Origin of the sequence: Streptococcus infantis (assembly GCF_000960085.1) — a bacterium.
Lineage (GTDB): Bacteria > Bacillota > Bacilli > Lactobacillales > Streptococcaceae > Streptococcus > Streptococcus infantis_C.
In genome coordinates this window covers 303,699-324,800 of sequence record NZ_JYGT01000007.1, presented here as the reverse complement: position 1 = coordinate 324,800, position 21,102 = coordinate 303,699, and the positions used below count along the sequence as shown (strand labels likewise).

General features: G+C 41.1%; 27 protein-coding genes. 23 read left to right on the top strand and 4 right to left on the bottom strand.

Annotated features, from left to right (window positions below; all coding sequences use genetic code 11):
• The first annotated feature begins 41 nt into the window (after window positions 1-41).
• The 3 genes from TZ94_RS04290 to TZ94_RS04280 are packed head-to-tail and all read left to right on the top strand — an operon-like array spanning window position 42 to window position 1,873.
• On the top strand, window positions 42-275 hold the full coding sequence (locus TZ94_RS04290) for a DUF1858 domain-containing protein (RefSeq protein WP_045614509.1): 234 nt from the start codon (window positions 42-44) through the stop codon (window positions 273-275).
• Window positions 275-1,609 carry a DUF438 domain-containing protein gene (locus TZ94_RS04285; protein ID WP_045614506.1) on the top strand — a complete coding sequence of 445 codons (1,335 nt, stop codon included), beginning with the start codon at window positions 275-277 and terminating at the stop codon, window positions 1,607-1,609. Before TZ94_RS04290 ends, TZ94_RS04285 begins: the two co-directional genes overlap by 1 nt.
• Window positions 1,610-1,618: 9 nt before the next feature.
• Entirely contained in the window at window positions 1,619-1,873 is a 255-nt protein-coding gene (locus TZ94_RS04280; protein WP_045614503.1) for a DUF1912 family protein, read from the top strand.
• Between the two features lie 37 nt (window positions 1,874-1,910).
• Here the strand turns inward: TZ94_RS04280 and TZ94_RS04275 are convergent, their stop codons facing one another.
• On the bottom strand, window positions 1,911-2,216 hold the full coding sequence (locus TZ94_RS04275) for a DUF898 family protein (RefSeq protein ID WP_045614501.1): 306 nt from the start codon (window positions 2,214-2,216) through the stop codon (window positions 1,911-1,913).
• Window positions 2,217-2,380: 164 nt separating this feature from the next.
• Between TZ94_RS04275 and TZ94_RS04270 the strand changes: the two genes are divergently transcribed.
• The 7 genes from TZ94_RS04270 (at window position 2,381) to groL (ending at window position 6,971) form a co-directional block, all read left to right on the top strand.
• Window positions 2,381-2,671, top strand: a complete 291-nt coding sequence (locus tag TZ94_RS04270; RefSeq protein ID WP_045614496.1) for a DUF4651 domain-containing protein — start codon at window positions 2,381-2,383, stop codon at window positions 2,669-2,671.
• A complete protein-coding gene (locus TZ94_RS04265; RefSeq protein ID WP_045614493.1) occupies window positions 2,668-2,985 on the top strand; it encodes a thioredoxin family protein in 318 nt (105 codons plus the stop codon). The genes TZ94_RS04270 and TZ94_RS04265 overlap by 4 nt, the downstream gene beginning before the upstream one ends.
• A 9-nt stretch (window positions 2,986-2,994) precedes the next feature.
• On the top strand, window positions 2,995-3,621 hold the full coding sequence (gene ytpR, locus TZ94_RS04260) for a YtpR family tRNA-binding protein (RefSeq protein ID WP_045614491.1): 627 nt from the start codon (window positions 2,995-2,997) through the stop codon (window positions 3,619-3,621).
• Window positions 3,622-3,662: 41 nt separating this feature from the next.
• A complete protein-coding gene (locus TZ94_RS04255; RefSeq protein WP_045614488.1) occupies window positions 3,663-4,424 on the top strand; it encodes an SDR family NAD(P)-dependent oxidoreductase in 762 nt (253 codons plus the stop codon).
• Window positions 4,425-4,499: 75 nt separating this feature from the next.
• Window positions 4,500-4,895: a single-stranded DNA-binding protein gene (locus TZ94_RS04250; RefSeq protein ID WP_045614487.1), complete on the top strand. Its 396-nt coding sequence runs from the start codon at window positions 4,500-4,502 to the stop codon at window positions 4,893-4,895.
• Between the two features lie 156 nt (window positions 4,896-5,051).
• Window positions 5,052-5,336: a co-chaperone GroES gene (gene groES / locus TZ94_RS04245; RefSeq protein ID WP_045614485.1), complete on the top strand. Its 285-nt coding sequence runs from the start codon at window positions 5,052-5,054 to the stop codon at window positions 5,334-5,336.
• 15 nt (window positions 5,337-5,351) lie between these two features.
• A complete protein-coding gene (groL, locus tag TZ94_RS04240) occupies window positions 5,352-6,971 on the top strand; it encodes a chaperonin GroEL (protein WP_045614484.1) in 1,620 nt (539 codons plus the stop codon).
• Window positions 6,972-7,066: 95 nt separating this feature from the next.
• Here the strand turns inward: groL and serS are convergent, their stop codons facing one another.
• The 3 genes from serS to TZ94_RS04225 form a co-directional block, all read right to left on the bottom strand.
• A complete protein-coding gene (serS, locus tag TZ94_RS04235) occupies window positions 7,067-8,341 on the bottom strand; it encodes a serine--tRNA ligase (protein ID WP_045614481.1) in 1,275 nt (424 codons plus the stop codon).
• Window positions 8,342-8,554: 213 nt separating this feature from the next.
• On the bottom strand, window positions 8,555-8,926 hold the full coding sequence (locus TZ94_RS04230; protein WP_045614480.1) for a DUF956 family protein: 372 nt from the start codon (window positions 8,924-8,926) through the stop codon (window positions 8,555-8,557).
• A 2-nt stretch (window positions 8,927-8,928) separates the two neighbouring features.
• Entirely contained in the window at window positions 8,929-10,293 is a 1,365-nt protein-coding gene (locus tag TZ94_RS04225) for an aspartate kinase (RefSeq protein WP_045614477.1), read from the bottom strand.
• A gap of 231 nt (window positions 10,294-10,524) precedes the next feature.
• Between TZ94_RS04225 and TZ94_RS04220 the strand changes: the two genes are divergently transcribed.
• The 13 genes from TZ94_RS04220 to TZ94_RS04160 all read left to right on the top strand — a co-directional run bounded on the left by TZ94_RS04220 (window position 10,525) and on the right by TZ94_RS04160 (window position 21,071).
• Window positions 10,525-11,310: an enoyl-CoA hydratase gene (locus TZ94_RS04220; protein ID WP_045614474.1), complete on the top strand. Its 786-nt coding sequence runs from the start codon at window positions 10,525-10,527 to the stop codon at window positions 11,308-11,310.
• Between the two features lie 92 nt (window positions 11,311-11,402).
• On the top strand, window positions 11,403-11,837 hold the full coding sequence (gene fabT / locus TZ94_RS04215) for a fatty acid biosynthesis transcriptional regulator FabT (RefSeq protein WP_004251873.1): 435 nt from the start codon (window positions 11,403-11,405) through the stop codon (window positions 11,835-11,837).
• Window positions 11,837-12,811 carry a beta-ketoacyl-ACP synthase III gene (locus TZ94_RS04210; protein WP_045614471.1) on the top strand — a complete coding sequence of 325 codons (975 nt, stop codon included), beginning with the start codon at window positions 11,837-11,839 and terminating at the stop codon, window positions 12,809-12,811. The genes fabT and TZ94_RS04210 overlap by 1 nt, the downstream gene beginning before the upstream one ends.
• Window positions 12,812-12,869: 58 nt before the next feature.
• Window positions 12,870-13,094: an acyl carrier protein gene (locus tag TZ94_RS04205; protein WP_000257840.1), complete on the top strand. Its 225-nt coding sequence runs from the start codon at window positions 12,870-12,872 to the stop codon at window positions 13,092-13,094.
• Window positions 13,095-13,210: 116 nt separating this feature from the next.
• Window positions 13,211-14,185 carry an enoyl-[acyl-carrier-protein] reductase FabK gene (gene fabK, locus TZ94_RS04200; RefSeq protein WP_045614469.1) on the top strand — a complete coding sequence of 325 codons (975 nt, stop codon included), beginning with the start codon at window positions 13,211-13,213 and terminating at the stop codon, window positions 14,183-14,185.
• A complete protein-coding gene (fabD, locus tag TZ94_RS04195; RefSeq protein WP_045614466.1) occupies window positions 14,178-15,098 on the top strand; it encodes an ACP S-malonyltransferase in 921 nt (306 codons plus the stop codon). Before fabK ends, fabD begins: the two co-directional genes overlap by 8 nt.
• A gap of 32 nt (window positions 15,099-15,130) precedes the next feature.
• The gene (fabG, locus tag TZ94_RS04190) at window positions 15,131-15,865 is read left to right on the top strand and encodes a 3-oxoacyl-[acyl-carrier-protein] reductase (RefSeq protein ID WP_045614464.1); all 735 of its coding nucleotides are present in this window, start codon (window positions 15,131-15,133) and stop codon (window positions 15,863-15,865) included.
• A gap of 22 nt (window positions 15,866-15,887) precedes the next feature.
• Window positions 15,888-17,123, top strand: a complete 1,236-nt coding sequence (gene fabF, locus TZ94_RS04185; protein WP_045614462.1) for a beta-ketoacyl-ACP synthase II — start codon at window positions 15,888-15,890, stop codon at window positions 17,121-17,123.
• 2 nt (window positions 17,124-17,125) lie between these two features.
• Window positions 17,126-17,608, top strand: a complete 483-nt coding sequence (accB, locus tag TZ94_RS04180) for an acetyl-CoA carboxylase biotin carboxyl carrier protein (RefSeq protein WP_045614461.1) — start codon at window positions 17,126-17,128, stop codon at window positions 17,606-17,608.
• Window positions 17,605-18,027 (top strand): 3-hydroxyacyl-ACP dehydratase FabZ, encoded by a 423-nt coding sequence (gene fabZ / locus TZ94_RS04175; protein ID WP_045614458.1) that lies wholly within the window; start codon window positions 17,605-17,607, stop codon window positions 18,025-18,027. The genes accB and fabZ overlap by 4 nt, the downstream gene beginning before the upstream one ends.
• An 11-nt stretch (window positions 18,028-18,038) precedes the next feature.
• Window positions 18,039-19,406: an acetyl-CoA carboxylase biotin carboxylase subunit gene (gene accC, locus TZ94_RS04170; protein ID WP_045614456.1), complete on the top strand. Its 1,368-nt coding sequence runs from the start codon at window positions 18,039-18,041 to the stop codon at window positions 19,404-19,406.
• A 34-nt stretch (window positions 19,407-19,440) separates the two neighbouring features.
• On the top strand, window positions 19,441-20,304 hold the full coding sequence (gene accD, locus TZ94_RS04165; RefSeq protein ID WP_045614453.1) for an acetyl-CoA carboxylase, carboxyltransferase subunit beta: 864 nt from the start codon (window positions 19,441-19,443) through the stop codon (window positions 20,302-20,304).
• A complete protein-coding gene (locus tag TZ94_RS04160) occupies window positions 20,304-21,071 on the top strand; it encodes an acetyl-CoA carboxylase carboxyl transferase subunit alpha (RefSeq protein WP_045614451.1) in 768 nt (255 codons plus the stop codon). The genes accD and TZ94_RS04160 overlap by 1 nt, the downstream gene beginning before the upstream one ends.
• Window positions 21,072-21,102 lie beyond the last annotated feature (31 nt).

Below are 21,102 nucleotides of genomic sequence, written 5' to 3'. Positions count from 1 at the left end.
TAAGAAAAGAAAAATCAGTAAAGAATGTAATGGAGGTTGTGATGGATAATATTATTGATGTATCTATTCCTGTTGCGGAAGTGGTGGACAAGCATCCCGAGGTTTTGGATATTCTTGTGGAACTCGGTTTTAAACCTCTTGCAAATCCTTTGATGCGCAATACTGTAGGGCGAAAAGTATCGCTAAAACAAGGTTCAAAGCTTGAAGGAACTTCTATGGATAAGATTGTACGAACATTAGAAGCAAATGGTTACGAAGTGATTGGATTAGACTAATGACAGATGAACGAATTCATGTCCTTCGGGATATTTTATTAGAATTGCACAATGGAGCCTCTCCTGAATCCGTTCAGGTACGCTTTGATGCAACCTTTTCAGGTGTATCAGCCATCGAGATTTCCCTCATGGAGCATGAGCTGATGAACTCTGATTCAGGTGTGACATTCGAGGATGTCATGGAGCTCTGTGATGTCCATGCCAATCTTTTTAAAAATGCTGTTAAGGGCGTCGAGGTTGAGGATACCGAACATCCAGGTCATCCTGTTCGTGTTTTTAAGGATGAAAATCTAGCCCTACGTGCAGCCTTGATTCGTGTTCGTAGATTGCTAGACACTTATGAGTCGATGGAAGACGAGGAAATGCTGGCGGAGATGCGTAAGGGTTTGGTTCGCCAAATGGGACTTGTAGGCCAGTTCGACCGTCACTATCAGCGTAAAGAAGAGCTTTTCTTTCCAATCATGGAGCGTTATGGACATGACTCGCCTCCAAAGGTCATGTGGGGAGTGGATGACCAAATCAGGGAACTCTATCAAAAAGCTTTATCTTCTGTTAAATCTTTGCCAGAAACAACCATTGCAAATGTAAAAGAAACCTTTGAAGCTTTTGCGACAGAGTTTGAGAGTATGATTTTTAAGGAAGAGTCTATCCTTCTCATGATTCTACTCGAATCCTTTACCCAGGATGACTGGATTCAGATTGCTGAGGAAAGTGATGCCTATGGTTATGCTATCATCCGTCCGTCTGAAAAATGGGAACCAGAACGTCAGAGCTTTGTTGAGGAAAAAAGAGAAGAGGAGCCTGTACAGTTAGATAAGTCAGATGGCAAAGTCCAGCAAGTCATTGATAAGCCAGAAGGGCAGTTTACTATTACCTTTACACCTAAGGAAAAGGAAGCGGTGCTAGACCGTCATAGTCAACAGGCTTTTGGCAATGGTTATCTATCAGTTGAACAGGCGAATCTTATCCTTAATCATTTGCCGATGGAGATTACCTTTGTTAATAAGGATGATATCTTCCAATATTATAACGATAATACGCTAGCAGATGAGATGATTTTCAAGAGGACACCGTCTCAAGTTGGACGAAATGTCGAACTCTGCCACCCGCCAAAATATTTGGATAAAGTCAAAACGATTATGCAAGGTCTTCGTGAGGGGGAAAAAGACAAGTATGAGATGTGGTTCAAGTCTGAGTCACGAGGTAAGTTTGTCCATGTTACCTACGCTGCAGTACATGATGAGAATGGGGAATTTCAAGGAGTCTTGGAATATGTTCAGGACATCCAACCCTACCGTGAGATTGATACAGACTTTTTCCGTGGATTAGAATAAGGAGAAAAAATGAGTTACGAGCAAGAATTTATGAAGGAATTTGAAGCCTGGGTTAATACCCAAATCATGATTAACGATATGGCACACAAGGAAAGTCAAAAGGTCTATGAAGAAGATCAAGATGAGCGCGCTAAAGATGCCATGATTCGCTATGAAAGCCGCTTGGATGCCTACCAGTTTTTGCTAGGCAAGTTTGAAAATTTCAAGGCAGGTAAGGATTTCCATGACTTGCCAGAGGATTTGTTTGGTCAGAGACATTATTAAGGTCTATAAAAAAAGTGTGGTCTATAAACCACACTTTTTACATATGATGGGTATGCTTGGTAATCCATTGTTCTGTTTTTATTTTTAACCAAAATGAATAGATTCCAAGAGTGATAATCGTCAGTAAGAACCATTTGATCCAATTTCCAAATAACTGGGTACCAGTTCCATCAAAGTATAAACGTTGACCATCGATGACAGTATGTCTGACTTTCCAATCTTGCATAAAACAAACGGCCCAAGGTGTAGCAATCCCTAGAGTTAAGGTGATGATGAAAAAAGCGACAATCGAGTGCCCGATAAAGCTGAGTAATCCACCGTCAAAATAACTTTCTTTGTTCATTTAGAGTCTCCTTAGAATTTTATGAAAAAGTAAATCGTTACTTTGAGGTATTGTAACACAAGAGGAGATAGGAGTCAATATTTCTTGAAATGAGGTATATATAGTTCAAACAAAATTAGCATTCACGATTTGTCCTACTTATCTTTTTGTGTTACAATGTTAGCATGAAAACGAAAAATATCATTAAAACAGGTTTGGCAGTGGTAGGACTTGGAGCACTTGCTTTTGGAGCTAAGAAAGTAGCTGATGAGCACAAGCTCATGAAGACGCAAGAAGAGTTGACTGCGATTGTGCGTGACTACTTTTCAGTGATGGGTGAAATCGCGACTCTCTATGTCCAAGTATATGAAAGCAGCCTAGAGCGTCTCGTTGGCGGTGTCATTTTTGAAGATGGTCGTCACTATACCTTTGTCTATGAAGATGAAGATCTCATCTACGAGGAGGAGGGCTTATGATTTCTCCTAACGGTTTAGAAGAATTAGCGAATTTAGTAGAGCAGGATGGCAAGAAGGTCTTCCTTTTTGTTGCGGATTGGTGTGGCGATTGCCGTTATATTTATCCCGCCTTGCAAGAGATTGAAGCGGCAAATCCAGAGTTTACTTTTATACGAGTAGACCGTGATGAGTACATGGAACTTGCTAAACTTTGGGATGTATACGGGATTCCAAGTCTTGTTGTTTTAGACAATGACAAGGAGATTGGTCGCTTTGTCAATCGTAACCGTAAAACTAAGGAAGAGATTAATGACTTTTTAGCAGGATTGAAATAGGAGAAAAGAATGATTTTTACATACAATAAAGAATATGTAGGCGATGTCCTTATGGTCATCGTGAAAAACAGTGGTGACGCCAAGCTAGATGCTGAGCGTAAAGGCAATATTGCACGTGTTTTTCTCAAAGAAACTGGTGAAACTGTCGCTTGGAATATTTTTGAAGTTTCTAGCTTATTTGAGATTGAGAATCGTGGCCAAGTATTTCTAACAGACAATCAAGCAGCTCGTTTGAATCAAGAACTACAGGCTCAAGGATTTACTGAAGAAATCATCAATGACAAGGAACCAAAATTTGTCGTTGGAGAAATTGTAGAGATGGTTGCGCATCCAGATAGTGATCACTTGAATATCTGCCAAGTTGCTGTTGGAAATGATAAAACTGTACAAATCGTTGCGGGTGCTCCTAATGCGCGTGTCGGCTTGAAAACCATTGTAGCTCTTCCAGGAGCGATGATGCCAAAAGGCAATCTCATTTTTCCAGGGGAACTTCGTGGAGAAAAGAGTTTTGGGATGATGTGTAGTCCTCGTGAACTTGCCTTACCAAATGCTCCACAAAAGCGTGGTGTTATTGAATTGTCAGAAGACCAAGTTGTTGGAACTCCATTCGATCCAGCTAAACACTGGACAGCTTAATTGGTAACGAGTATCTATTAAACTAGATAGGAGAAAGTAAGATGGCAAAAAATGTAGTGATTACAGGTGCAACATCAGGTATTGGTGAAGCAATCGCGCGTGCCTATCTAGAAAAAGGTGAAAATATTGTTCTCACAGGACGTCGAACAGAAAGGCTTGAAGCTCTAAAAGCTGAGTTTGTGGAAAACTATCCGAATCAAAAAATTTGGACCTTTCCTCTAGATGTAACCGATATGACAATGGTTAAAACGGTTTGTTCAGAAATTATTAAAGCAGTAGGTTCGATTGATGTTTTAGTTAATAACGCTGGACTTGCTTTAGGCTTAGCTCCATATCAGGACTATGAGGAGTTGGATATGCTGACTATGCTGGATACCAATGTCAAAGGTTTGATGGCAGTTACTCGTTGCCTTTTACCTTCCATGGTTGCAGCTAATCAAGGTCATATCATTAATATGGGTTCAACCGCAGGTATTTATGCCTATGCGGGTGCAGCAGTCTATTCAGCAACCAAGGCTGCAGTCAAAACTTTTTCGGATGGCTTAAGAATTGATACCATTGCTACAGATATCAAGGTGACCACTATTCAACCTGGAATTGTAGAGACGGATTTTTCAAAAGTTCGTTTTCATGGAGATGATGCACGGGCTGCGACTGTTTACCAGGGGCTTGAAGCCTTGCAAGCGCAGGATATCGCTGATGCAGTAGTTTATGTGACCAGTCTACCACGTCGTGTACAAATCACAGATATGACAATCATGGCCAATCAACAAGCTACTGGATTTACAATTTACAGAGATTAATATTATTTTTAAAAAAGTTACAAATGTTGTAACTTTTTTTGATTTCCTTCGAATAGATAAGTAGGAGGATGAAAAATGTATAATAAAGTTATTCTTATTGGAAGAATTGTGGCAACGCCAGAATTGCACAAAACCAACAATGACAAGTCTGTAGCTCGTGCGACGATTGCCATTAACCGTCGTTTTAAGGATCAAAACGGGGAACGTGAAGCGGACTTCATCAATTTTGTGGTCTGGGGGAAATTGGCTGAAACCTTGTCTAGCTACGCGACTAAAGGCAGTCTCATTTCTGTCGATGGGGAGCTTCGTACTCGTAAGTTTGAGAAAAATGGTCAGACCAACTATGTGACTGAAGTTCTCGCCACAGGCTTCCAACTTTTGGAAAGTCGCGCCCAACGTGCGATGCGTGAAAATAATGCTGGTCAAGACTTGGCAGATTTGGTTTTGGAAGAGGAGGAACTTCCCTTCTAATCTTATAAGAGTTTGAGAGCTTTCTCAGACTCTTTTTTATGCTATAAATCAGCTTTTTTTCTTGACTATTTCTGACTAAGTGATACAATAGAACTATAGATTAGCACTCGCGCGTTAAGAGTGCTAATAATATGATTATCTTATGGAGGAAAGCAGATGTTGAAACCATTAGGAGACCGTGTGGTCTTGAAAATTGAAGAGAAAGAACAAACAGTCGGAGGTTTTGTCCTCGCAAAATCAGCCCAAGAAGAAACGAAAACAGCTACTGTAGTGGCTACTGGACAAGGTGTTCGTACCTTGAGCGGTGAGTTAGTCGCTCCAAGTGTAAAAGTTGGAGATCATGTTTTAGTTGAAGCTCATGCGGGTATTGATGTTAAAGATGGGGATGAAAAATACCTCATCGTGGGTGAAGCTAGTATCTTGGCAATCGTTGAAGAATAGAAGGAGAAAGTAAGTATGGCAAAAGACATTAAATTTTCATCAGATGCTCGTTCAGCTATGGTACGTGGTGTTGATATCCTAGCTGATACAGTTAAAGTAACCTTGGGGCCTAAAGGCCGTAATGTTGTTCTTGAGAAATCATTTGGTTCACCATTGATTACCAATGACGGTGTAACCATCGCTAAAGAAATCGAGTTGGAAGACCATTTTGAAAATATGGGAGCCAAATTGGTGTCAGAAGTGGCTTCTAAAACCAATGATATCGCTGGTGATGGGACAACTACTGCAACAGTTTTGACCCAAGCTATTGTTCGTGAAGGGATCAAAAACGTTACGGCTGGCGCAAACCCAATCGGTATCCGTCGTGGGATTGAAGCAGCGGTTGCTGCAGCTGTAGAAGCCTTGAAGAACAATGCTATTCCTGTTGCAAACAAAGAAGCGATTGCGCAGGTCGCTGCCGTTTCATCTCGTTCTGAAAAAGTTGGTGAATACATTTCTGAAGCCATGGAAAAAGTTGGTAAAGATGGAGTTATCACTATTGAAGAATCACGTGGAATGGAAACAGAACTAGAAGTCGTAGAAGGAATGCAGTTTGACCGTGGGTATCTTTCACAATACATGGTTACTGATAATGAAAAAATGGTTGCAGACCTTGAAAATCCATACATTTTAATTACTGACAAGAAAATTTCAAATATCCAAGAAATTTTGCCACTGCTAGAAAGTATTCTTCAAAGCAGTCGTCCACTCTTAATCATAGCTGATGATGTTGACGGTGAAGCTCTTCCAACTCTTGTCTTGAATAAGATTCGTGGAACTTTCAACGTCGTTGCTGTTAAGGCTCCTGGTTTCGGTGACCGTCGTAAAGCGATGTTGGAAGATATTGCGATTTTGACAGGTGGAACTGTTATTACCGAAGACCTTGGTCTTGAGTTGAAAGATGCTACTATTGAAGCTCTTGGTCAAGCAGCTAAAGTATCTGTCGATAAAGATAGCACTGTCATCGTAGAAGGTGCTGGTAATCCTGAAGCAATTGCTAATCGTGTAGCTGTTATCAAGACACAAATCGAAACAACAACTTCAGAATTCGACCGTGAAAAACTCCAAGAACGATTGGCCAAATTATCAGGTGGAGTAGCAGTTATCAAGGTCGGCGCTGCAACTGAAACTGAATTGAAAGAGATGAAACTCCGCATCGAAGATGCCCTTAACGCTACCCGTGCAGCAGTGGAAGAAGGTATTGTTGCAGGTGGTGGTACTGCCTTAGTGAATGTCATTCCAGCTGTTGAAGCTTTAGAATTGACAGGTGACGAAGCAACAGGACGTAGCATTGTTCTTCGTGCCTTGGAAGAACCAGTTCGTCAAATTGCCTACAATGCAGGCTATGAGGGTTCAATCGTTATTGATCGTTTGAAAAATGCAGAAGCTGGTACAGGCTTCAACGCTGCAACAGGTGAATGGGTGAACATGATTGAAGCAGGTATTATCGATCCTGTTAAGGTTAGCCGTTCAGCCCTTCAAAACGCAGCTTCAGTAGCAAGTCTTATCTTGACAACAGAAGCCGTTGTGGCTAACAAGCCAGAACCAGTAGCACCAGTTCCAGCTATGGATCCTTCAATGATGGGTGGTTACTAATAAATAAAAACAGGTAGAAATCATAATTTCTACCTGTTTCTTTTGAATCACTTAAAAAGAGGGAGCTCAGCTTCCTCTTTTTTTATCTGAAAATGTTAAGGTTTGATAACTTCAGCTCCACCCATGTATGGACGAAGGACTTCAGGAATAGTAACAGTACCATCTTCGTTTTGATAGTTTTCAAGAATAGCAGCAACGGTACGTCCAACAGCAAGTCCAGAACCGTTCAAGGTGTGGAGAAGTTTAACCTTACCATCGGCTTCATCACGGTAACGGATTTGCGCACGACGTGCTTGGAAATCTTCTGTATTTGAACAGCTTGAGATTTCACGGTAAGTATTTTGTGCTGGAATCCAAACTTCCAAGTCGTAAGTCTTGGCAGCTGAGAAGCCCATATCTCCAGTAGAGAGAGCAACTACACGGTATGGCAAGTTGAGTTTTTGAAGGATGTTTTCAGCGTTGGCTGTCATCTTTTCTAGTTCTTCGTATGATTCTTCAGGCTTGGCAAATTTCACCATTTCAACCTTGTGGAATTGGTGCAAACGGATCAAGCCACGAGTATCACGACCAGCAGAACCAGCCTCTGAACGGAAAGATGGGCTCATGGCAGTAAAGTAGATTGGTAGATCTTTGCCATCGATGATTTCATCACGGTAGTAGTTAGTTAAAGGTACTTCAGCGGTTGGAATTAAGACAAAGTTGGTATCGCTGAGTTCAAAAGTATCTTCCTTGAATTTTGGATATTGTCCGGTACCAAACATAGAATCATGGTTGACTATGTAAGGTGTGATGACTTCTGTATAACCTTCTTTACCATGTTCATCTAGCATAAAGTTGTAAATAGCACGTTCCAAGCGAGCTCCGAGGCCCTTATAGAAGAGGAAACGAGCTCCAGTAACTTTTCCACCACGTTCCCAGTCCAGAATATCAAGATCTTCACCAAGATCCCAGTGAGCTTTTGGTTCAAAGTCAAACTCACGAGGAGTTCCCCAACGGCGAACTTCTACGTTATCATCTTCGTCTGCTCCAATAGGAACACTGTCAGCTGGGATATTTGGAAGAGTAGTAGTGAATTCTGTTAATTTAGCATCGATTTCTGCCAATTCAGCATCCAGAGCTTTTACTTCGGCAGAGAGGGTTTGCATAGCTGCAATCTTGTCGTCTGCATTTTCCTTGTTACGTTTAGCTTGTGCAATCTCAGCAGAAACTGTGTTACGTTCAGCCTTGAGGGTTTCAACCTTAACCAAGATGTCACGTCGTTTGGCATCGATTTCTTTCATCTCGTTCAAGATAGCAGCATCTACACCACGTGTAGCTAGTTTTTCTGCGACAGCATCAAAGTCTGTACGAATACGTTTGATATCTAACATATAAACTCCTTTATGAAAAAAGCACACCCGACAAAGCGTTGGAGTGGCAGGGCCACGGTTCCATCCAACTTCACAGGTGTGCACTTGATTCTGTATTTAGTTTGCAACAACGGTAGAATTTCAATTAAGTTTTCTATCTGCTCACAGCACCCGCAGACTTTCTGAAAGATCAACTTAACCTACTTATCCGTTTCTATGATTATACTAAAGTTTCTATTTTTTTGCAAATAGATTTTTGATTTTACGTCCAATGATTTGGATTAAGGTTGGAAGCTTGACAACCTTGTCATTGCCTAGCTTTTCACGAGCAATTTTAAGAATTTTTCCAGAGTCTTTTGAGGCAAAGAGGAATTTTCCTTGGTCAGTGAAGACTTCGAAATGACGACTGACCTTGCGCCTAGAGACATTGGCTCCGATTTGATGAACGCTGGACCATGGAATCTGAATGTAATCCTCAACATTACGGTCTGCGTAAAATTCTAAAGCCTGATCTCCAACCAGAAATTTTCCAACCTTTCCTGAAATGGAAAGATAGGAGGTTCCAGTAGTTTGTAGGTCAACGACTTTGTTAAGAGATTGTGCCATCTTTAGTCTTCCTTACTTTCACCAAAAAATGCCTGGTAAAGAGCCTTGATGGCTGCTTTCTCTTGGTCTTTGTGGACAACGAACATGATAGAAACTTCGCTAGACCCTTGGGACATCATTTGGATGTTGATATTATTTTCAGACAAGGCGCGAGTAGCAGTAGCAGTTACCCCGATATGACGCTTCATCTTCTCACCAACGATCATAATGATTGAGAGATCATGTTCAATTTCAGCGTGGTCTACCTCTGCTTTTTGAACAAGTTGACGAAGAATTTCTTCTTCTTTGATAGGAGTCAATTCCCGTGAACGTAAAATGATTGACAAGTCATCGATACCAGTTGGCATATGTTCCCAACCGATATTTAAGTCTTCAAGGATTTGAAGAACTTTACGACCAAACCCGATTTCACGGTTCATAAGGTACTTAGACATATTGATGCTGACAAAGCCAGAGTCACCTGCGATTCCTACTACTGGGAATTTATCGCTACTATGTTGTAGTACGATACGAGTTCCGGGATGGTCAGGGTTATTGGTGTTCTTGATAACCAAAGGAATTTTCCCGCGATAGGCAGGCAAGAGAGCTTCGTCATGGAGCACTGAGAATCCTGCATAGGCCAATTCACGCATTTCACGGTAAGTCAATTCAGGAATTGAGTGTGGTTTGTGAATAATACCAGGGTGAGCCGCAAAAATCCCATTAACATCAGTAAAGTTCTCGTAAAGGTCTGCTTTAACACCAGCAGCAATGATAGAACCTGTGATATCAGATCCTCCACGGGAGAAGGTACAGATTTGATTTTCTTTTGTGACACCGAAGAATCCAGGAATAACAAGGACTTCTGTACCGTTATTGAGTTCCTCGATTTTATCATAGCTTGAAGGAATGATACGTGCATTTCCAGGTTCGCTCGTAACAACGATACCAGCTTCTCTAGGATGAACATAACGCGCCTCCAAGCCATTTTGGTTAAAGTAGGCTGCAATCAACTTGGCATTGTTATTTTCTCCAGCTGCTAGAAAGGTATCATAGAGAAACTTATTATCTTCAATTGGAAGAGTAGCTAGAGAGCGAATGCTTTTTGAAATTTTATCTAAAACGGCTGGTTTAAGATCTAATTCACTAACCATAGCAGCATAGCGATCAATAATCCAGTTCTGGCTTTTGCTAATATCATTTCCAGCTACATAGTCGCGGTAGTATTTAATCAAGGCATCTGTAACTTTAGTATCTTCAGAATTGCGTTTACCAGGGGCAGATACAACCACAAAACGACGTTCTGGGTCACTTTTGACAATATTTAAAACTTTTTCTAATTGACTAGCAGAGGCAAGTGAACTTCCTCCAAATTTTACAACCTTCATAAGAACTCCTCAGTTAGTATTTTATACGATTATAGCAGAAAGAAGGGCTTTTTTCAATCTGGAATACGAAAGGGTTATCTTATAAGAGAGCTGTATCCATAAGGTTAGAAACTTTTCTTTCGAAATCGGCTGATACACTTTTAATCGATTTTTGCTTGTGTAAATAGAAATAAAAAGATATACTTTGAAGATAAAATAATTTAATCAGCTTTTTAAATTAAAGGAGTGACTATGAATCATATTATCTTTCAAATTCAAGACGATTTAGCGGTGATTACATTAAATCGTCCCGAGGTGGCAAATGGTTTCCATATTCCTATGTGTGAAGAAATTTTAGAAGTACTGGAATTAGCTGAAAAAGATGATTCAGTTTCATTTATTCTAATCAATGCTGCTGGTAAGGTGTTTTCTGTCGGTGGAGATTTAGTTGAAATGAAACGTGCCGTTGATGAGGATGATATTGCTTCCTTAACTCGAATTGCTGAATTGGTCAATACTATTTCTTATAAGATTAAACAGATTCCTAAACCTGTTATCATGGAGGTGGATGGAGCAGTTGCTGGAGCTGCAGCCAATATGGCCTTGGCAGTTGATTTTTGTATCGCATCTGACAAGTCTAAATTTATCCAGGCTTTTGTAGGTGTAGGATTGGCTCCTGACGCAGGCGGGTTATTCTTACTGACAAGATCGCTCGGTGCAACTAGAGCAACTCAATTAGCTATGACAGGTGAAGCTTTCACTGCTGAAAAAGCAATGGAGGCAGGAGCTCTATATCGTCTATGTACTAGTGAACAATTAGAAAAAACAAGAGAACAATTGTTGAAGAAGTTGAGACGTGGTTCTTCAAATTCTTATGCAGCAATTAAGAAGCTTGTTTGGGAGAGTGAGTTCAAGCGGTGGCATGAATACGCCCAACTTGAATTGGAGCTACAAAAATCACTATCCTATACGGAAGATTTTAAAGAAGGTGTTCGGGCACATTCTGAAAGAAGACGTCCAAAATTTGTCGGGAAATAAAAAATACTTGCACTATTCTTTGAAGTTTGATATACTTTTCTTGTCAAATGTTTTGATTATTAAACTTTTTTTTGGTAAAGGAGGGAAGAGAAATGGACTACCAACAAGTCAATGACTATTTAACATCAATTTTTAACAACGTCCTAGTAATCGAGGAAGTAAGTTTGCGAGGTAGTCGTTTCAAAGACATCTCTATCAAAGAAATGCACACGATTGATGTTATCGGTAAGTATCCAGAAGTGACTCCAAGTCAGGTGTCCAAAGAGTTGATGGTAACTCTAGGGACTGTGACAACGAGTTTAAATAATTTGGAACGAAAAGGATACATCGAACGTATCCGTTCAGATCAAGATCGTCGTGTAGTACATCTGCATTTGACAAAGAAAGGTCGCCTCGTTCATCGTCTTCATAAACGTTTCCATAAGGCCATGGTCGAAAGAATTATCGAGGGCATGAGTCCTGAAGAGATTGAAGTTATGGGAAAAGGGTTGACTAATCTTTATCACTTTTTGGAGGATTTGAAGTAATGGCTTTTGCAAAAATAAGCCAGGTCGCTCATTATGCTCCAGAGCAGATTATCACTAACGAAGACTTGGCTCAGGTCATGGATACGAGTGATGAATGGATCTCAAGTCGGACAGGGATTAAAGAACGTCATATTTCTAAAACAGAATCAACAGGAGATTTGGCTACAGAGGTTGCAAAGCAACTTATAGACAAGGCAGGGATTTCTGCTGAAGAGCTAGATTTTATTATTCTTGCTACTATGACACCTGACTCGATGATGCCATCAACCGCAGCTCGTGTTCAGGCAAAGATTGGCGCTCATAAGGCTTTTGCCTATGATTTAACAGCCGCTTGCAGTGGATTTGTTTTTGCCCTATCAACTGCAGAAAAGTTCATTTCTTCAGGAACATATAGCAAGGGTCTGGTTATCGGTAGTGAGACCATGTCAAAATCTTTGGATTGGTCTGACCGCTCAACAGCTGTCTTGTTTGGAGATGGAGCTGGTGGTGTACTACTTGAGGCAAGTGACCAAAAACATTTCTTAGCTGAAAGTCTCAATAGCGATGGTTCTCGTGGTGAGTGTCTCACTTATGGACAGACAGGATTGATTTCACCATTTTCGATTCAAGAAGAACCAGATGTTTTCTTGAAAATGGATGGGAGAGCAGTTTTTGACTTTGCAATTCGAGACGTGGCTAAATCTATTAAACAGACCATCGAAAAAAGTCCAATATCAGCAGATGAACTCGATTATCTCTTGCTTCATCAAGCTAATATTCGAATTTTAGATAAGATGGCTAGAAAAATCGGTGTCGATCGTGACAAACTTCCTGCTAATATGATGAAGTATGGAAATACCAGTGCGGCAAGTATCCCGATTTTACTTTCTGAGTGTGTAGAAGAAGGGCTCATCAATTTAGATGGTAGCCAAAAAATTCTCTTGTCAGGTTTCGGTGGAGGTTTGACATGGGGCACACTTATTGTTACAATTTAGGTAATCATGTGGTGATCACATTGTTATAAAAAAACTATTTATTTTAAAGGAGTCTATCATGGCAGTATTTGAAAAAGTACAAGAAATTATCGTTGAAGAACTTGGAAAAGATGCATCAGAAGTAACACTTGAATCTACTTTTGATGATTTGGATGCAGATTCATTGGACTTGTTCCAAGTAATCTCTGAAATCGAAGACGCTTTTGATATCCAAATCGAAGCAGAAGACAACTTGAAAACAGTTGGCGACTTGGTTGCTTACGTTGAAGAGCAAACAAAATAATTAGAATAAATAAAGAAGGAGTAGGGGAGACCCGCTCCCTCTTGTTTAGGTAATAGTTTGACCGTCAAATTATAATAAAGTCGAACTATTACGTAAGCAAGACTTATGGAGGCAATATGAAAACACGTATCACTGAACTATTAAATATTAAATATCCTATCTTCCAAGGTGGAATGGCCTGGGTGGCAGATGGCGATTTGGCTGGAGCTGTTTCAAAAGCTGGTGGTCTCGGAATCATTGGTGGAGGAAACGCACCTAAAGAAGTTGTTAAAGCTAATATCGATAAGATTAAATCTTTAACAGATAAACCTTTTGGTGTTAACATTATGCTTCTGTCTCCATTTGTAGATGATATTGTTGACCTCGTTATTGAAGAAGGGGTTAAGGTAGTCACAACTGGTGCAGGAAATCCAAGCAAATACATGGAGCGATTCCACGAGGCAGGGATTACCGTTATTCCTGTAGTCCCAAGTGTAGCTTTGGCTAAACGCATGGAAAAAATCGGTGCAGATGCCGTCATTGCTGAAGGTATGGAAGCCGGCGGACATATTGGTAAATTAACAACTATGACCTTGGTTCGCCAAGTTGCGGCGGCTGTTTCAATTCCTGTTATCGCTGCAGGTGGTATTGCAGACGGCGAGGGAGCTGCAGCTGGATTTATGCTTGGTGCAGAAGCTGTTCAAGTAGGAACTCGTTTTGTAGTTGCTAAAGAATCTAATGCTCATCCAAACTATAAAGCTAAGATTTTAAAAGCCCGTGATATTGATACAACGATTTCAGCACAACATTTTGGACACGCAGTTCGTGCCATCAAAAACCAATTGACTCGTGATTTCGAGCAAGCTGAAAAAGATGCCTTTAAACAAGAAAATCCAGACTTAGAAATCTTTGAACAAATGGGCGCTGGAGCCTTAGCTAAGGCTGTTGTCCATGGTGACGTGGATGGTGGTTCAGTAATGGCCGGTCAGATTGCAGGTTTGGTATCGAAAGAAGAAACTGTTGAAGAAATCTTAAAAGATATCTACTATGGTGCAGCTAAGAAAATTCAAAAAGAAGCCGCTCGTTGGGCAGGAGTTACAAGAAATGACTAAAACAGCCTTTCTATTTGCAGGTCAAGGAGCCCAGTACCTTGGAATGGGACGTGAACTATACGACCAATATGCTATCGTCAAGGAAACAATCGACCAAGCTAGCCAGGTCTTAGGATATGACCTTCGTGACTTGATTGATAATGATGAAACGAAGCTAAACCAGACTCGCTACACGCAACCAGCTATTTTAGCTACTTCAGTTGCAATTTACCGACTTCTAGAGGAAAAAGGTTACCAGCCTGATATGGTGGCAGGTTTGTCTCTTGGAGAATATTCAGCCCTTGTAGCTAGTGGTGCCTTGGATTTCGAAGATGCAGTGGCTCTAGTTGCAAAACGTGGTGCTTATATGGAGGAAGCAGTACCTGTAGGATCAGGGAAAATGGTAGCTGTACTCAATACACCAGTTGAAGTTATCGAACAAGCTTGTCAAGATGCTTCTCAATTTGGCGTTGTGACTCCAGCTAACTACAATACTCCAAGCCAGATTGTTATCGGTGGTGAGGTAGCTGCAGTAGATCGTGCAGTTGAACTTTTGCAGGAAGCGGGAGCAAAACGCTTGATTCCTCTAAATGTTTCTGGACCTTTCCATACAGCTTTATTGGAGCCTGCAAGTCAAAAATTAGCACAAGCCCTGACAGCAGTTGAATTTTCTGACTTTGCTTGTCCTCTTGTTGGAAATACAGAAGCAAAGGTCATGGAAAAAGAACGAATTGCTGAACTTTTGACTCGTCAAGTTAAGGAACCTGTCCGTTTTTATGAAAGTATTGCAGTCATGCAAGAAGCGGGTGTCACTCATTTTATCGAGATTGGACCTGGTAAAGTTTTGTCAGGATTCGTCAAAAAGATTGATAAAACAGCTCAACTTGCAAATATTGAAGATCAAGCAAGTTTACAAGCACTCTTAGAAAATTAGACCAAAATAGTAGAAGTTCTGAAAGGAGAAAAATGAAACTAGAACAGAAAAATGTCTTTATTACAGGCTCAAGTCGAGGAATTGGTCTCGCCATTGCTCACAAATTTGCTAGCTTGGGAGCCAACGTTGTCTTGAATAGTCGTGGTGAAATCTCCGAGGAGCTTCTAGACGAATTTAAACCTTACGGGGTGAAGGTCCTTGCTATTTCTGGTGATGTTTCTGACTTTACGGATGCAAAACGCATGGTAGACCAAGCGATTGAAGTGCTAGGCTCAGTTGACGTCCTAGTGAATAACGCTGGGATTACTCAAGACACCCTCATGCTGAAGATGACAGAAGAAGATTTTGAGAAGGTCTTGAAAGTCAACCTAACGGGAGCCTTCAACATGACGCAAGCAGTCTTGAAGCAGATGATAAAAGCACGTGAAGGGGCCATTATCAATATGTCTAGTGTCGTTGGTTTGATGGGAAATATCGGTCAAGCAAACTACGCTGCATCTAAGGCTGGTCTAATTGGATTTACGAAATCAGTAGCACGTGAGGTAGCCAATCGTAATGTGCGTGTCAATGCCATTGCACCAGGAATGATCGAATCTGATATGACTGCAGTTCTATCTGATAAGGTAAAAGATGCCATGTTGGCACAAATTCCGATGAAACAATTTGGCCAAGCTGAGCAGGTGGCAGAGGTCACAGCCTTTCTTGCAAGCCAAGATTATCTAACGGGACAGGTCATTGCAATTGATGGTGGACTTACCATGCAATAAGAGTTAAAATAGAGGTATGAAAATGAAACTAAATCGTGTAGTAGTAACAGGTTATGGATTAACATCTCCAATTGGGAATACGCCAGAAGAATTTTGGAACAGTTTAAAGAATGGAAAGATTGGGATTGGTGAAATCACCAAGTTTGATCACAGTGCTTTTGACGTCCATAATGCAGCAGAGATTAATGATTTTCCTTTTGACAAATATTTTGTAAAAAAAGATACCAATCGTTTCGACGACTATTCTTTGTATGCCTTGTATGCAGCTCAAGAAGCAGTAAACAATGCAAATCTTGATGTAGAAGCACTTGATAAAGACCGCTTTGGTGTTATTGTTGCATCAGGTATTGGTGGAATCAGAGAAATCGAAGACCAAGTTCTTCGACTTCACGAAAAAGGTCCAAAACGTGTAAAACCATTGACACTTCCAAAAGCCTTGCCAAATATGGCAGCAGGAAATGTTGCTATGCGCTTTGGTGCCAATGGTATCTGTAAATCTATCAACACAGCTTGTGCTTCATCAAATGATGCTATCGGAGATGCCTTTCGTTCTATCAAGTTTGGTTTCCAAGATATCATGTTGGTTGGTGGTTCAGAATCATCTATTACTCCATTTGCGATTGCAGGTTTCCAAGCCTTAACAGCTCTTTCAACAACAGAGGATCCAACTCGTGCTTCTATTCCATTTGACAAAGACCGTAATGGATTTGTCATGGGTGAAGGATCAGGTATGTTGGTTCTTGAAAGCTTAGAGCACGCAGAAAAACGTGGAGCAACTATCCTTGCCGAAGTTGTTGGTTATGGAAATACTTGTGATGCCTACCATATGACTTCACCACATCCAGAAGGACAAGGTGCTATTAAAGCTATCAAACTTGCCTTGGAGGAAGCTGAAATCACACCAGACCAAGTAGCCTATGTCAATGCTCACGGTACATCAACTCCAGCTAATGAAAAAGGAGAAAGTGGAGCAATTGTAGCAGTTCTTGGTAAGGAAGTACCTGTATCTTCAACCAAGTCATTTACAGGACACTTGCTCGGTGCAGCAGGTGCAGTTGAAGCCATTGCAACAATTGAAGCAATTCGTAACAACTATGTTCCAATGACAGCTGGAACAACAGAATTATCAGACTACATTGAAGCAAATGTTATTTATGGGCAAGGCTTGGAACGTGAAATTCCTTATGCTATCTCAAATACTTTTGGATTTGGTGGGCATAATGCAGTTCTTGCTTTCAAACGTTGGGAGAATAAGTAAAAATGAATTTAAATGAAATCAAAGACTTGATGGCACAATTTGACCAGTCAAGCTTGAAAGAATTTTCTTATAAAAATGGAACGGATGAGTTGCTCTTCAGCAAGAATGAAGCAAAACTTGTTACAGAAACAAGTCCAGCACCTCAACCAGTGGTTTCAGCAGCTGCGCCTACAGTTGCACCACAAGCTCCAACTACAGCACCGGCTGTAGAAACTGTTCCAGAATCAAACACTACTGAATCTGTAGCTGAAGGAGACCTTGTAGAAAGTCCGCTTGTTGGAGTTGCATACTTGGCTGCCGGACCAGACAAACCTAATTTTGTTTCAGTCGGCGATACTGTTAAAAAAGGTCAAACCTTGGTCATCATCGAAGCTATGAAGGTTATGAACGAAATTCCAGCACCTAAAGACGGTGTCGTAACAGAAATTCTTGTTGCTAATGAAGAAATGGTTGAGTTCGGGAAAGGCTTGGTACGTATCAAATGATTGATATTCAAGGAATTAAAGAAGCTTTGCCCCACCGCTATCCCATGCTCTTAGTGGATCGTGTTTTGGAAGTCAGTGAAGATACAATCGTTGCTATTAAAAATGTAACGATTAACGAACCTTCCTTCAACGGACACTTTCCAGCCTACCCTGTAATGCCAGGTGTCTTGATCATGGAAGCTTTGGCTCAGACAGCAGGTGTTTTGGAATTGTCTAAACCAGAAAACAAAGGGAAGCTTGTCTTCTATGCTGGTATGGATAAGGTTAAGTTTAAGAAACAAGTTGTTCCTGGTGATCAGCTTGTCATGACAGCAACTTTTGTCAAACGTCGTGGCACAATCGCCGTAGTAGAAGCGAAGGCAGAAGTAGATGGTAAGCTTGCAGCAAGCGGTACTCTAACCTTTGCTATTGGAAACTAGGGAGGTTTTCCATGTTTCGTAAGATTTTAATTGCCAATCGTGGTGAAATTGCTGTTCGTATTATTCGTGCGGCACGAGAGTTAGGAATCGCAACAGTCGCTGTCTATTCGACTGCTGACAAGGAAGCTCTCCACACGCTTTTGGCTGATGAGGCTATCTGTATCGGCCCTGGGAAGGCTACAGAATCTTATCTGAACATCAATGCCATCCTTTCAGCTGCAGTCTTGACTGAAGCTGAAGCTATTCACCCTGGATTTGGTTTCTTAAGTGAAAATTCCAAGTTTGCAACCATGTGTGAAGAAGTTGGTATTAAATTTATCGGACCATCAGCTGGTGTCATGGATGTCATGGGAGATAAAATTAACGCCCGTGCTCAAATGATTAAGGCGAACGTGCCTGTCATTCCAGGATCAGATGGAGAAGTCCATACTGCAGAAGAGGCCCTGGCTATTGCCGAAAAAATTGGTTATCCAGTTATGCTGAAAGCTTCAGCTGGAGGTGGTGGTAAAGGGATTCGTAAGGTTGAAAAGGCAGAGGATCTTGTGTCAGCCTTTGAAACAGCTTCTAGTGAAGCCAAAGCCAACTTTGGTAATGGGGCTATGTATCTTGAGCGTGTGATTTATCCTGCTCGCCACATTGAGGTACAGATTCTTGCTGACCAGATGGGACATGTTATTCACCTAGGTGAGCGTGACTGTTCGCTTCAACGGAATAACCAAAAAGTTTTAGAAGAAAGTCCTTCGATTGCTATCGGGAAAACACTGCGTAATGAAATTGGTGCTGCAGCAGTCCGTGCAGCGGAGTCGGTTGGTTATGAGAATGCTGGTACCATTGAATTCCTACTAGATGAAGCAACTGGCAAATTCTACTTTATGGAGATGAATACGCGTGTCCAAGTAGAACACCCGGTAACCGAATTTGTTTCAGGTGTAGATATTGTTAAGGAACAAATCCGTATCGCAGCAGGTCAACCATTGACTTTGAAACAAGAAGACATTGTTCTAAAAGGACATGCCATTGAGTGCCGTATCAATGCAGAAAACCCAGCCTTTAATTTTGCACCAAGTCCAGGTAAGATTACCAATCTTTATCTACCAAGTGGTGGTGTGGGCTTGCGTGTGGATTCAGCAGTCTATCCTGGTTATACCATTCCGCCATACTATGATAGTATGATTGCTAAAATTATTGTTCATGGGGAAAATCGTTTTGATGCACTCATGAAAATGCAACGAGCTCTTTATGAACTCGAAATTGAAGGGGTTGTCACCAATGCTGATTTTCAGCTCGATTTGATTTCAGATCGTCGCGTGATTGCAGGAGACTACGACACCTCATTCTTGATGGAAACTTTCTTACCACACTATCAAGAGAAAGAATAATGTAAAAAGAGTATGAGACTGAAAAGGGGGATGTATGGCTCTATTTAGTAAAAAAGATAAATATATACGAATTAATCCCAATCGTTCACTTAGAGAAAAGCCCCAAGCTAAACCTGAGGTTCCAGACGAACTCTTCTCAAAATGTCCAGGTTGTAAACACACCATTTACCAAAAAGATTTAGGAAGTGAGCGTATTTGTCCTCACTGTGGCTATACCTTCCGTATCTCAGCTCAAGAGCGTCTTGCTTTGACCATCGATATGGGAAGCTTCATAGAGATGTTTACAGGAATTGAGACGCAGGATCCATTGGAATTTCCAGGTTACCAGAAAAAATTAGCTTCTATGCGTGAAAAAACAGGTCTTGATGAGGCTGTTGTTACAGGAACTGCTTTGATCAAGGGGGAAAAGGTAGCCCTCGGAATCATGGATTCCAACTTTATCATGGCGTCTATGGGAACAGTCGTTGGTGAGAAAATCACTCGATTGTTTGAATATGCAACAGTTGAAAAATTACCAGTTGTATTGTTTACAGCATCTGGTGGAGCACGTATGCAAGAAGGGATTATGAGTTTGATGCAGATGGCTAAAATCTCTGCAGCAGTCAAACGTCATTCCAATGCAGGTCTCTTTTATCTGACTATCCTAACGGATCCAACAACTGGAGGTGTTACAGCTTCCTTTGCTATGGAGGGTGATATCATCTTGGCAGAGCCTCAAAGTTTAGTAGGATTTGCTGGACGTCGTGTCATTGAAAATACCGTAAGGGAAGATTTGCCAGAGGATTTCCAGAAGGCAGAGTTTTTGTTAGAACATGGATTTGTGGATGCGATTGTTAAACGGAGAGAATTGCCAGATATGATTGCTCGATTAGTAAGGTTACATAAGGGGGATTGTTGATGAATATTGCAAAAATCGTCAGAGAAGCACGTGAACAAACCCGCTTAACTGCCTTGGACTTCGCAACAGGAATATTTGATGACTTTGTAGAGCTACATGGTGATCGCTCTTTCCGAGATGATGGTGCTGTTATTGGTGGTATCGGTTGGTTGGGAGACCAAGCAGTAACTGTTGTTGGAATTCAAAAAGGTAAAAGCTTACAGGATAATCTTAACCGCAACTTTGGACAACCTCATCCTGAAGGTTATCGAAAAGCCCTTCGCTTGATGAAGCAGGCTGAAAAATTTGGTCGTCCTGTTGTAACCTTTATCAACACTGCTGGTGCCTATCCTGGTGTCGGAGCAGAGGAGCGTGGTCAAGGTGAAGCTATTGCCCGTAACCTTATGGAGATGAGCGATCTTAAGGTGCCAATTATTGCCATTATTATCGGTGAAGGTGGCTCAGGAGGGGCTTTAGCTCTTGCAGTAGCTGACCGTGTTTGGATGTTAGAAAACTCGATCTATGCAGTTCTCAGTCCTGAAGGCTTTGCGTCTATTCTTTGGAAGGATGGCAGTCGTGCCATGGAAGCTGCAGAGTTGATGAAAATTACTTCTTTCGAATTGCTAAATATGAAAATTGTTGATAAGGTTATCTCTGAGGTAGGTCTATCAAGTAAAGATTTGATCAAGCAAGTCAAAGAACAACTCCGAGCAGAACTTGATGAACTTGGTAAACTGCCACTAGATCAGCTCATTGAGGAACGTTACCAACGCTTTAGAAAATACTAAAAAGTAAGCTAGAACTGAGAAATAGTTCTAG